At 50.8% G+C, this 13206-nt stretch carries 6 protein-coding genes; all 6 read right to left on the bottom strand.

Annotated features, from left to right (window positions below; genetic code table 11):
• Positions 1-291 precede the first annotated feature (291 nt).
• Positions 292-3699: an alkaline phosphatase D family protein gene (locus P8N76_26515; GenBank protein MDG2385253.1), complete on the bottom strand. Its 3408-nt coding sequence runs from the start codon at positions 3697-3699 to the stop codon at positions 292-294.
• Positions 3700-4057: 358 nt separating this feature from the next.
• Positions 4058-4957: a hypothetical protein gene (locus P8N76_26510; GenBank protein ID MDG2385252.1), complete on the bottom strand. Its 900-nt coding sequence runs from the start codon at positions 4955-4957 to the stop codon at positions 4058-4060.
• Positions 4936-5802: a putative capsular polysaccharide synthesis family protein gene (locus tag P8N76_26505; protein MDG2385251.1), complete on the bottom strand. Its 867-nt coding sequence runs from the start codon at positions 5800-5802 to the stop codon at positions 4936-4938. The genes P8N76_26510 and P8N76_26505 overlap by 22 nt, the downstream gene beginning before the upstream one ends.
• Before the next feature lie 50 nt (positions 5803-5852).
• Positions 5853-6299 (bottom strand): hypothetical protein, encoded by a 447-nt coding sequence (locus P8N76_26500; protein MDG2385250.1) that lies wholly within the window; start codon positions 6297-6299, stop codon positions 5853-5855.
• The gene (locus P8N76_26495; protein ID MDG2385249.1) at positions 6289-8805 is read right to left on the bottom strand and encodes an AMP-binding protein; all 2517 of its coding nucleotides are present in this window, start codon (positions 8803-8805) and stop codon (positions 6289-6291) included. Before P8N76_26495 ends, P8N76_26500 begins: the two co-directional genes overlap by 11 nt.
• Before the next feature lie 691 nt (positions 8806-9496).
• Complete coding sequence (locus tag P8N76_26490; GenBank protein ID MDG2385248.1) at positions 9497-13198, bottom strand: FG-GAP-like repeat-containing protein; 3702 nt, start codon at positions 13196-13198, stop codon at positions 9497-9499.
• Positions 13199-13206: the final 8 nt, after the last annotated feature.

The raw sequence follows: 13206 nt of genomic DNA, 5'->3' as shown, positions 1-13206 counted from the left end.
CCCTTAAGTTTTATGATCTCCCTGACCTTGTGACGCTACTTGGAGATCGACTGGCCCTAGAATGAAAAAGAGGGCCGTGGAACTCTTGAATGAGCGCCCACGATTCCTGGGGAACTCCATCAAGCACTCAAATGAGATTTTGGCGGTGCAACGTGGTACTGGGAAGTTTGAGTATCTCTCAGGTAAATTTGAATTTCCCGGCGGGAAAATAGAGCAGGGCGAGTCACCGAAAGAAGCCGTTGTTAGAGAAATCAGAGAGGAACTATGTCAAGAGTTCCACGGCCCTCTTTTTCATTCTAGGGCCAGTCGATCTCCAAGTAGCGTCACAAGGTCAGGGAGATCATAAAACTTAAGGGCCGATGGCACAACGTGACTGATGACGTGAAGGTCACGTGGTTGTGCTACCACATCTTCCACCCAGCTACTAATTGACTCCCGCAGCGTCAATCGATCGATGCGAGAATCCAAGCAGGCAGCGTGAAGCGCAACCGGCCCTGCTTTTCCGACACCGACAAGATCAACCTTCATTGTCCCCTCCATTTCCATCAGACGTGGAACACAAGCCAACGCGGCCATGATGTCCTCCACACGTTGACCAAGCAAACTTTTTCCCAGATGCATTGACCACATCGCGGGCCGGTGGTCGCCAGCTACATAAATGATCGGATTAGGAGGATCAGATGTTTCTCCAAAACCGCGCAAATCGAGACTGAGCACCGTCTTCCCGGACCGCACAAGTTTCTCGACCGGTCCCCCGGGATAAGCTCCAAACGCCTTACCCGCCCCATCCACAAAAAGAACGACTGGCGATTTTTTCACCGTGGGCGTCGCTCGAGCCAATAAGGCGGGAACGGCAACCTCTCCATCGCGACGCAGGATTAGTTTTTCAAGTCGGTAATCACCGCGATCGATCTGGCCACAGCGTTCAATTTCGGTCGGACCGATCATTTCGGCAATACCAGCCAATTCACGGACCTTCTTCAATGCTTCAGGAATTTCGTGCGTTTGCCAAAAATCCTTACGTGCCGAAGCCAACTCGTGCGCTCGGCTTAGATTCAAAGCGGCCACAGAGACGGCATCGGGAAACTCACGAAGGACCTGCCCTGATTCTGTAACCCAAAGCTCTTTTTCTTCAAATGTCGACAACTCGGGTTCTATCACGGGGTTTGAATCGCCCAACAACCATTGCCGCATCCACTGGGTCGCCGCTTGACGGCGAGGCTGGCTGAACGAATGCTTATCGTTGAAGGCAAACATTTGCATGCGATCGGCCCGCTGGAGCAAATCATAAGTTTCCCGAGCCTCAGCGAACGTCTTCCGGGTGAATCGGATGTCTTTGTAATCCTGTTCAGCAGCAAGAATTATCGTGGGCCGAGGTGCTCGCATGACAAAGAAATCCGGGTGATCAATCCCGAGTGCTCCTGTCAACGGTGCGGACTGGCAACCATCTCCGGCACTCCCCAGTTCAAAGTTTCGTTCCAGGCTCGTGATGTGACAACAAGGCGCTGCTGGCCCGATGCGATCATCCAGTGCCATCAAGTGCATGGTCTGCGCACCGCCCCCTGAATTGCCGGTCATTCCGAGTGATTTGTTTTGATCCACTTCCACCCGACTCATCAAGTAATCTGCCGCGCGGAGTCCATCCCAAGCCTGATACCCTACTGCGGTCCGACCCACCAAGACGGAATTCACGTTGTCCAATTTGTGTTGCAGCGGTGAATTGCGGGGACCACTCAAATAGGAACGCCGTTCTCCTCCACCAATGGGATCGTAGACCAAAGCCACCATCCCATTTTTCGCCATCAGCATTGCTGCGGTCTGGTATTGGGGGTAAGCCTTACCATAAGAGCTGTGGCCACAAGCAATCAACACTCCGGGAAAAGGACCGTCGCCGTCAGGAAGATACAAATTGGCGGTGACATAATGGTTGGGGCGGCTTTGAAAAACCACTTTTTCGATTTGAAAGCCGTCACCTTTCAACCTGCCCGTGGTTCGCGCCTGCAAGGGTGACTTCTCGGGCCAATCACCAACAAGAGTGCGAAGTCGATCTCGCAAATGAGCCTGCCGTTGTTCCAGTGACTCCCGTGAGGCAAGCCTATTAACCACGGTGTGACGTCGCGCATCGTATTGCTGGTGAATACGTTGGAGTAGGTAATCACGCAATTGGTTTTTGGCATTCTTCCCCAACACTCGCAGAGCTTCCGGTGGCTCCTTTTCGATGCGATAAAGATTCTCGCCCTGTTCGTCGAAAAATTCGCAACGAAGACTGCCATTCGCCGTCACCAAGACGCGAAGAAATCCACCCGATGCTTCGGTCTGAAAATGCAGTTGTCGGATCTTCGCCTCGGGATCAGTCGATTTCGGATCGCCCGGACTGCGACCAATTCGGGAATTGGAATCGACCAGGGCACCGCTGGAGAATTCTTCGATTCCTGTAGGGTCAACCGAGTGATATTGCCAATGTCGGTCACCGCAAATGACATGAAATCCGTTTTGATCGAGTTGCTGCTCCTTAATCCAGTCAAAGAAGGCACGCCCCTCATGCCGAAACCCCTGATGGTTCGTATGGTTGTCGATCTTGTAAGCATCGTCGGGACCAACCATCGGAGTCGGCGAAATAAGCAACTTCCAGGTCGCATCGCTTTCAAGCAGAGTTTGCTTCAACCAAACCATTTGATCAGCGCCCCAAAGCGTCTTCTCTGGCCCATCAACCATCGTGTTTGGACTACGGTAATCACGTCCCTCCACTAGCCAAATCTGCAAGTGACGGTTTACTCGATGGGTCCGATAGGTCTTCGCTTGGGCATCAAGCGGATCAACAACCGGCAATTGCTCGCGAAAAATCTGAATCCCCAAGTCACTGAGCGGAGGCCGGTCGCCCTCACAATCACAGTCATTATAGCGATGATCGTGATCATCCTTTTCCCAATAGGTGGGGACGTGGCGCAACAGTTCAACAAAGCGTGGCTGCACAAACTGCGCATGCCACTTTCGCCGCATCGATCGACGATCCGTCGCTTCCCAATCATCCCGACTGTCATAATAAATGTTGTCGCCGGTTCCGACGAAAAAATCCGGCTTCATTTTCATGATGGTTGAGAGAGCCGGATACCCGAACTGTTTATCTTCGCCTTGATAAGCTCCCGCTCCGTTTCGCACTCCATCCTGAAGTTTTCCGTAATGAAAAGACATGTAATTCATTCCGGTCACAACCACAAAACTGACCGACTCTGTCCCCTCGCTTCCTTGCAGAGTACGAAAAGAGCAGACTGGGCCAGTCTTGATCTGTTCGCGATCAGGACCATAAATCAGTCGATAGAAATACTGTTTCCCAGGTTGCAGGCCAGCGACCTTGACCTTCACGATAAAGTCATTGCCCGGTACGGCCTTTAACCATTCGGTAAGTCGAGCTTCTCGAAAGTCCTGGTGCTCCGCAATTTCGAATCGCGCCTCTCCGCTTGTACCCGGCACATCCCCTCCAGCAAGCTCCTCACTTGACGTCAAACGGGACTGTAGAATGACGCTATCCGTTTCCACTTCACCGGCCATCTCACCCTGCGCCTGGAAAACGACAGCTTCCAACACCTGTACGTTGGTGGCCAGCAGGATCGCCCCCACCGATAACGCGAAGAGTAAACGGCTGGTAGGCCAAGAAAACGGTGTGGGTCGCACCGTACTAAACAGCGGCATGTTAAACATCGCCATTATCTCTATCATAGACTAGTTGTGAAACTTATCGGATAACGTCTGCAGCGACTTCCCCCTACCGATCAGTGTAACCAACAAAACAGGTCGATGTCTCGACGTAGCACTCGGTTTTCGATGCCGAAAATCACTCGGGGGGGGAAGGCGACCCATTTCCAGTCGCTCCCTGAGCGAAATCCCAAACACCTGTACTACGCGAGATTGCAAGCGATCCAATCGTTCAGATGAAATTCCAGATGCTCGGATCCATCGCACACCGGTATCTATCGGGCATGCGGTGCAAGCTTCGAGTCAGCTAGTTTCAACGTTCGGCACTGCGACTGCCGATAGCATCGCAAGACAAATTAGGGTTTCAAATGCGCAATTGGGTACGACGACACCAGTTTGGCCAAAAAACATACATCGCCAACCAGGGAAACGTTGTAAGAGTCTGTAAAACCAGCGCCAAGATGAGCTGCATCGTGAACAGTCCACCAATGAATACAACGCGAACGATCTTCCATTTGTCGTTCAACGCCAAAACGCAACCGATTTCCAAAACAACGGTGCTGATTCCCAGAATTGCTAGTAACAGCGGCATGTCAGAGACCCAGAGTACAATATCTGACAGATCGCTACCTTTCATTTGAGCCTGTGCGAAATATTTAACGCGGAAAACAAAACGCATAATTTCCGCAGGATGTAACAGCCATCCGGCGAACAATTTATGACATCCGGCACCGAACATGAACGCGACGAGCACGATTTGTGCTAAGCGAATCGGCCAACAATAGGCCCCAGTCGATGGTGAAGATGTTCGCCATCCTTTCATCGCATCGATCGAAAACGCATCTCCGCACCTTGAAAGCGCCAAAATCCATGCGGTGACAATCAGCGGAGACCAATGAAAATCGACTCGGCCATAGCTATTGATCGCACCGATCACAAATGTACCAACCACTGCGACGACAACAGTGGACTGGCGTGTCCCAACGCCCAGTATGGCCGCTACCAAGCTGATGCTTAACACCATCACAGCAACCATCATTTGCTCGGGCGTCGGAGCCGAGAACCACTGCAAGGATGCTACCGGCTGCCAGTACTCGACCGGCAGTCTCGTGAACTCGATGGGATGATAGAAAACAAGTTGGCACAAATACCAGGTGTAAAAACCTGCTCGACAAATACCAAGCCGTTTGGAGCTGCCATCGGTACGAAAATACTTGTCCAGTCGTGCAACTATTTCTTGAATCACATTAATCGTTGAAACCACTTCTCTCTCAACCGGGCAATTTCTTCGACGGTGTAGAAATACTTGGTGTAACGGGAATCAAGCATTTGATTGATGTAGGTCGCGGGCAGCACCACTTGACTGCAGAACAACCGATAAGTCTCTGCATATTCCTTGGATGAAGCCGTGTTCGCCTTTGCAAGTTCAAATCCAGGTTCGTCAAGAAAATCAGCAATGCACTTCTCTATGACTTCGTTTTCAAGTTCAATTTTCAACAGTAGAACCTCGCCGTTTCCACAGCGTATCCGCTTAAATCCGAGATCTTGGGGGAACGGGTGCTCGTAGATATCAACACCAAGAGAAACTCGAAACTCGTCATTGAACCAGGATAAACGATTCAAAAAACTCGCGTTGCTCAAGAAAATGTCGGTCAATTCCTTGACGGAGTGCGTCGACTCCGAAAACGGCATCCCGACGACGTATTCAAATCGCTCGAAGAAAAAAGACAGATTCCGTCCAATCGGCTCGCGGACGGGCGTGATCATTTTGAAGGGTCGGTGGCGTTTGATCACACTTTGATAGACTGCCTTACCCTGCCAATAGTGCCCCGCCACATTCAGCTTCATCCGACGAAGATCGGCTACTTTCTTGTCGATCCCTTTGGCGTGCAGACGATGGATATGAACGGCGAATGGATATTTCGGCGTGGGGAACGATTGAACAACCGACCGCGAACCCACCTTGGCCATTTGATAGACCAGAACCGGTAGTTTATTTTCTCGACCTAACCGCTCAAGTTTCCGCTTAAATCTCCAGGAATTGAGCTTTTGCCAGTACCATTTCTGGATTTTTCGCAACACCGAAAATCGATCAACTATTTTTTTCATGAAGACAGGTTGCATTTATTTCCCCGAACAAGTCCCCCAGCGGGGACCATTTAATCTTTGGAACCACCAAAAACTTTGAATTCGTCAACAACCCGTTCATCAATAATTCTTCCCGCGTCAATGTCCCAGGTCACCAAGTACATCTTTAATCCGTGAAAATGAAAAAAAGGTGGGGTTACTCGAACAACGTAATCCGCCAAGGCTTTCAAGGATCGCTGACGATCGCTCTCGTTTCGCGCATGCTGATGGGCACGCGAATGCAGTCTAACAATTTCAAAGTCAACGTTTTCCAGCCGAACAACATCAAGCTGCCCCTCCGAGGTGACCGCAACGCAATGTCTGTGAATCCTCAACCCATCTGGCAATGGGTTTCGATAGACCGATATTTGACTAAAGGGCCATTCTCCCCAAAACTGTCCGATCAAGATCAGCGAAACACCCCCCAAGATCAGTGCGAGGTGGAATGGATTCGTTTCGAAATTAGTTTTACGTTTCATGAAACGGCTTAAGAGTTTCGGTATGTTTATAAATCAACCTAGCTGTTTCGCTTACATGCGGGTATCGAAAGATTCGAAGATGGTCCGTATCAACAAACGAAAGTACCAGTTCGCCCTTGCAGAGTTGTCTCCACGGCTTCACACGAAGTTCGAATCCTTCGCCGTCGTAACCATTACTACCCAGAAAATGTACTGAATTGTAATAGGGCTTCATCTTGAAGCCACGTCGAACTTGCTTATTCAGATGAACAAAATAGGCTTGACGATGCCTAATCGGATATGGTCTTCCGCGCCATCTTGCCCATCTGCTGGACCACCTAGCGTGAAATGACCGCAAAAATTTGTCGCGATGGCGGATGATACTTCGCAAACGCATCAACGGCCCCGACTGACGTCGATAAACCCGACGCTCATAGAGTTGACTGTCGAGCAGTAACAAGTGATGAACATTTAATCTGTTGGAGGCTGCTACGGCATAGGCAGCGATTCCTCCCAGTGAGAATCCACAGAGTACAACCGGTGTATTTCCAAATCGAGATCGTATTTTGCCGACGTAATAGTCGACTTGTTGCTCGATATTTCGCAGCGGTGGAGATTTCCCATCATGGCCACAAGGATACAACAGGTAGAGTGACAACTTCCCATCAAGCTCCTTCGCGAGGTCATAATGTCGCAGTGCTAAATCGGCACCTGCCGGAAAACAGACCACCGGGGTAAAACCTTCTTGATTCAACGGATAGATACTTGGGTCCGGCGCTAATTCAGCTCCCGACCCTGAGCTGTCCATCCTCGCTTCGACGTATTCTTCCAGCTCGACAAGAGTTGGGTAACGAATCAGATCGATCGGCGTGAGAGTCACCTTCAATGACTTTTCAATCAGCACCAAAAACTCAAGCACAGTTAAGGAGTCACCACCTTGCTCAACCAGTGTCTGTTGCCGATCAATGGATCCGATCCAGCCCGAAGTGGATCGCCAAAAGCTTTCCAGCATTTGCCCTATGTCTCCGACTAGCTGCTCAGAAAGTTCGGGCCGTTCGGCTAATTGGTTGGTCAGGCGTTGAACGTCGTGCTTCCCCGTCGGAGTCTTCGGCATCTCCGACAGCGCAATCACCTGCGTTGGAACACAATGGGGCGGCAACGCCTCACGTAACTCCTGATGCAATTCTGTCGTAGAAGGATCGGGAGTTTCCATGACAACGAAAGCGAAGAGTCGCACAACATTGGACCGACCACGATGAGCGATAACTCGCGCGTCGACGATGCCTTCACGATCCGCAATCACGTGTGAGACATCATCCAGTTGGACTCGGTAACCTCGCACTTTTACCATCTGGTCTCGGCGACCTAAAAAAAACAGCTGCGACCTTTTCACCTCCACCCAATCACCGGTATGGTAGTATCCCTGACTATCGACCGGCGCATCGGCCGACAAGTATGGACTTTTCAACAGCAGTTCACCTTGCTTGCCAGCCGAACTTCCATCATTCTCGACTCTCCAGTCAATGAAAGGAAAGGGACGACCCATCGGCAAATATTGGCTCGCTACGCGTGTGCCTGAACGCAAAACAAATCGAGCTACGGGGCCGGCCTCTGTCGACGAATAGCGGTGATGAATGAGCGCGTCTTCCGCAACTTGATTCCAAATTCCTTTGATCGCCTTCGGCGACACCGCGCCACCCCCCAATAGCACGCAACGCAGCTGTGGAAACGATTCAACATCACGCCATGACTCACACCATCGTTCAAAATACGGAATGGGGGGATGAACCACCGTAATTGCATTACTTCGCATCCAATCCGAAAACTGCGGGAATGTCAGATCCAACGTATTGACAAGATAGAGAGCAGCCCCGCGCAGCAGGCTACCATAGATATCTCCTTCCGCGGCAACAAAGCCCGGATGAGTCATCAGCGCAAATCGATCTTCAGATGAAAATCCACATTCGCTCGCATAGAGATTAACCCGATCTCGAATCTGATCAAGCGTGCGTCGGATAATTTTCGGTTCACCGCTTGAACCTGACGTTGAATAACATGCTCCGGCGGCATGACGACTGCAGCTCTTTACTGCCTCTGCAAGTGATGCGCTCGATGCGTTTTCCCTGTGAGTTTGTGGCCATTCCAAGAGTCGGATATTTTGTCGTACCAATTCGTCTCGCAAAGCGGAAGAACCGTCAACAACGACCGTACTGCAATTGAGCTTGCAACAGTTCTTCAGGATAAATTCGTCACTGGCGGCAGGCGGAATCACCCAATAAAATCGTCCCGCGTGAAGAGCGGCGAGCATCCCAACGATTTGATCAATTGGGTTTTCAACGAGCAGGCCAACAACTTCATCGGGGATGTCCGTCATGACATCGTTCGCCACCTCATACACACGATCAAGTAACTCACGAAAGGTCAACTCGACAGTGCCGCAATGTAACGCTATTACGTTCTGCCGGGAACGGGCGTAGGTTTCCAGCAAAGCCCCGATCGTCGCGTTCTCTCCAACTTTTCCAATCACTGCTCTACTAGAACCAAGAAGGTGTATCCGAATAAAAAGCTTCGAAAGATCCTCGATCGCAAGCTCGAAATCATCGAAGAAAACGAAGCTCTCGACGCAAAGAGCTGCTTGCAATATTAGCATCGCCAGAAAGGTTGGCGAAACGGAAACCGTCGTCGCGAACCGATTTTCTAGCTTAACGATTTCAGTAACTGCTCTCCGCGTTGTTCACCCAAACACACTGAAGAATTCGGTCGTAACTGATTTAGCATTTAGAACGGTAAAAGCAACGCGATTTCTTCGAATTGTCACGGCTAGAATCAGCTCCAGAGCGCGTCGATGCTAAGCACAATCTGCGCAACGGATAGTCATGCAACGGGAAAGCGATACGAAATGCTGCTGCCAGCCAACTCCATTTCTCCATCACCTCCTCGATGAAGCCAGGACAAAGTTGCAGTAAAATTGTCCGGAATCGGACACAACGCGATTAAAACTTGCTGAACAAAGATTTGGTCGTTGATGCCTGTGGCACTTCTCATTTCTCACCAACAAACTGAAATTCCGATTGGCTCGAGCACAAGCTGAGCTGATTTAATAGGCTTGAATTCACTCTCAATTGAGACGGACCAACTAACCGTTGAAACTTTACCAATGCAATTCCACTCGAGTGTGCATACGGTTCTCGCCGTGAATCCGACGTTGTTGATTGCACCTAATCTTGCTGGATTCGCAGCACGGCCTTGGTTTCCAGGTTGCTATATTTGTTGGTACTTCCGTCGGCCCAACGAACGTTGACGTGTTCGACCGTCCGATTGTCTCCCAATCCGAACGTAAGTAGGTGCGTCGATTGGGAAAGATATCCCGAGCCGGCATACAGTTCGGCAACTTGGCGCGCCCCGTCGCTAAGGATCAGTTCCACACGGGCTCCCACGGCCGGCGCACCCCGCTGATTCTTAACGTCGATTGACAAGAAGGAGTTGCTATTTTCAGCTTGGTGTAGAAACGATCTTATGCGACCGTTATTTTCGGCAACGAGCAAATCAGGACGACCATCTTGATTGGCGTCAGTACACAAAGCCGATGTTGCATCACCAGAAACAACGATACCACTTCGGTCAGGCCATATCGGCGTAAAGCCCGAGTTCTGAGCGGAAGGAACTTGGCCACGTAGCAACAGACCGACCCCTCCGTCCATTCGGCCAGTTTCGACTTGAGGCCCGAAAAAATTCTGCGCCAGGAAAATATCCGCTATACCGTCTCCGTCCAATTCTGTTGTCACCACACCAAAGCTCGGAGATGCTTGAGCAATTCTTGGTAACACTCGAAATTCAAAATGTCCCCGACCATCATTGATTAGGATACCTGACTCCAAGGTATTGGTGGAAAACAAATGCGATCGCTGCAAAGATTCAGCCGTGTAGATCTCTGACAACGACGCCAACGCAAAGTCGTGATAGGACTCGAAACGTTCGCCCACGACAGGAATTGCGTTACTTGAGCAACTGCGTCCCCGCACTGGGTACAGTTGTCGACCTTCATGCTCGGCTTCGATCAAACGCATTTCCCCGCTGTCATCGAAACTTCCATAGTAAAGTTCAACAGGCGTTCTTTCGCTGGCTTCATACTTCGTATTCAGACCAAAATTCGTCACGACATAGTCGATGTCGCCATCGTTGTCGAAATCTCGACCATTAACACTGTTCCACCATCCTAAGTATTTGCTTAAGCCAGCCGAGTCCGTCACGTTTGCAAACTGTCCTTGATTATTCTGCCACATCCGAATCGGTTCCCATTCGCAGGTGACGATCAAGTCGATCCAGCCGTCGCAATTGGAGTCAGTCCAGAGGGCCCCAGTGACCATACCTTGCTGTCCCAACTCCGGCGCTACGTCATCGGTGACGTCGGTGAAGTGCAGTCCACCCGTTTGACTGGAATCGTTTCGCAACAGATACGATCGTGGCGTGAGCGGATACGCACCAGGACGAACTCGTCCACCGACAAATAGGTCCAGGTCGTGATCTCGATCATAATCGGCAGCAACCACCGTACTTCCGCTCGCAAGCATCTTGGGTAAGGTGTCGGGCGGCGCCTTCGTAAACGCGCCATGTCCGTCATTAACGTATAACCGATCCTGCAACCGAGAACTCCCCTCTTCACACTCCACTCCGCCACTCACAACATATAAATCGAGATCGGCATCGCCATCCGCATCAAACAACAACAGCCCCATGTCCTCGCAGTGACGATCCTGGAAAAACACCGTGGAATTCGAATTACGAAGGGGTATGAAACGTCCGTCTCGATTAATCAACATCGTTCCTGGCTGACCAGCAGCTCCGCCCAGAAAAACATCGTCAACTCCGTCACCATTGATATCTCCACAAGCCATACCGGGCCCAAGCTGTGAGAGTCGATTTGGCAAGAGGGGCTGCCGTTTAAAGTCGTCAAATGGCTGTTCTCGATGGACGGCTGAGGGGGCGATCACGCCCGCCTTAAACATTGCGACTCGAACCGAATCTGATTCGTCGGTCGCCGTCGAGATTGTCGGCTCTGTCACGGTATAAACCCGGTTCACGGGAAGATTGTCGAAAGCTTGCAGCTGCCCGCTCGGCCAGCGCAACGTCAATCGATCGATTACCGAATCACTGCCGAGTCCAAAATGAGCGATTGGTTCACCAGAAGACATGAATCCACGAGCAGCAGTCAAGTCTCGTCTCTGTTTACCCGTTTGCGTTTCGATTTGTAGTCTGGCTCCTATTCCATATCGATTGCCCTGGGTCCCTTTCAACTGAACGATGACACGATTTTGTTCCGACGACAAGTTTCGATAGACGCTAACATGCTCTTCAAAGTTATTCACAATCAGGTCGAGGTCTCCATCACCATCGAGGTCACCTGTCGCGGCACCAAAACTTACACCGTCGTGATCGAGTCCAAACTTATCGCCCTCGCTACTGAAGTTTAGATCACCTTGATTATGAAACAACAGGTTACGGTCCTGCTTGGCACTCTGATTCTGCCAGAACGCTCGCCCTTTGGGTGACTGCTTGCCACCCAACGCATCGGCCTGCCGTTTCAAGTCACTGTTTTGCCAATCGCGTGTCATTCCATTCGTAACAAACGCGTCAAGCCAGCCATCTTCGTCGAGGTCTGCAAATCGAACGGTCCAGGTCCAATCGGTTTCCGCTAGACCGGTTAGATAACCCACCTCCATGAAACGTGGTGTGCCCGTGTTTAGATAGACGGCGTTGCGCATGTATTGGCGAGGCTTGGGGAATTCCAGAAACCACAACTGTGACCCCATCTCTCCCATACCGACTTTTTGTTTGTAGTGATTAGTTCCCGTCATGTCGGAGGCCATCAGATCGACTTGGCCATCGTTATTGATGTCGGCTGCGTCAACTCCCATCGAAAACCAAGGCGTATGCGGGAGCGATGTTGCTATGATGTTCGTAAACGTGCCATCACCATTGTTATGGTACAGACAGTCGGCATCCGTGAAATCATTCGCAACGTACAAATCGGGAAATCCATCATCGTTGTAGTCCCACCAGACGATGCCGAGTCCATGGTCGTTGCCATCGATTCCCGCTTGTTGACTGACGTCGGTAAAACGTGTCTGTCCGGTTTGGTCAGGTCCATCATTGCGAAACAGATGATCGAACTGTGCCGCGTTGATCGGAATCGGCTTTCCATCCGGCGTAACAATGATGTCCTTATACTCCTGAGCTTCAGGCGGGACGACCCATTTACCGTTGATGCGGACGGCCTTTCCAAGCTCGACATCTCGGGGAGGATTTAATCGGTTCGTCAAAAGATATCCGTCCAAATCGCCGTCGAGATCATAATCACAGAAGGCCATCATGACGCTTGCGCCGCTAAAATCGAGGCCAAACAGGTTGGCCTGTTCCAAGAAGGTACCATCGACCTGGTTAATGAACAGACGGTTGGGTCCATTGTGGGAACAAGCGAACAAATCGAGGTCACCATCATTATCAACATCGGCGAAAGAAACTCCGCCCCCCCACGTCTCGTCATCCCTCAAGCCAGCCATATCCGTCACGTCATTAAAACGAAAATCACCCAAATTTCGATAGAGCCGATTACCACCATACGGACGGGAAAGGTAAATGTCCGGTCGTCCGTCATTATCGTAGTCGCCGATGGCGACACCGCCGCCGGCCATTTGAGTTTCTAGGTCATGAGGATAATCGGCGGGGGGCATCCAATGATGGATAAAATCGAGCCCGGTTCGATCAACCGACATTGATTCAAATCGGACTTGATCACCCCGTGATTCTCGCTCGGGCAGCGGGCGCGACTGCAAGCCAGCGATCGGCTTAACGGTTTGTGACAATGGTGATGTTGAAGAACGATGACAACCGTTCAACGTCACGATCAATAGCAAAGTCATGACAACTC

The sequence above is a fragment of the Pirellulaceae bacterium genome (assembly GCA_029243025.1).
Taxonomy (GTDB): Bacteria; Planctomycetota; Planctomycetia; order Pirellulales; family Pirellulaceae.
This window is presented reverse-complemented; position numbering and strand designations above follow the sequence as displayed.

Excerpts from the sequence above, each read along its gene's own strand:
- P8N76_26515 (MDG2385253.1), bottom strand. The coding sequence starts at position 3,699 with ATGTTTAACATGCCGCTGTTTAGTACGGTGCGACCCACACCGTTTTCT.
- P8N76_26505 (MDG2385251.1), bottom strand. The coding sequence starts at position 5,802 with ATGAAAAAAATAGTTGATCGATTTTCGGTGTTGCGAAAAATCCAGAAA.
- P8N76_26500 (MDG2385250.1), bottom strand. The coding sequence starts at position 6,299 with ATGAAACGTAAAACTAATTTCGAAACGAATCCATTCCACCTCGCACTG.
- P8N76_26490 (MDG2385248.1), bottom strand. The coding sequence starts at position 13,198 with ATGACTTTGCTATTGATCGTGACGTTGAACGGTTGTCATCGTTCTTCA.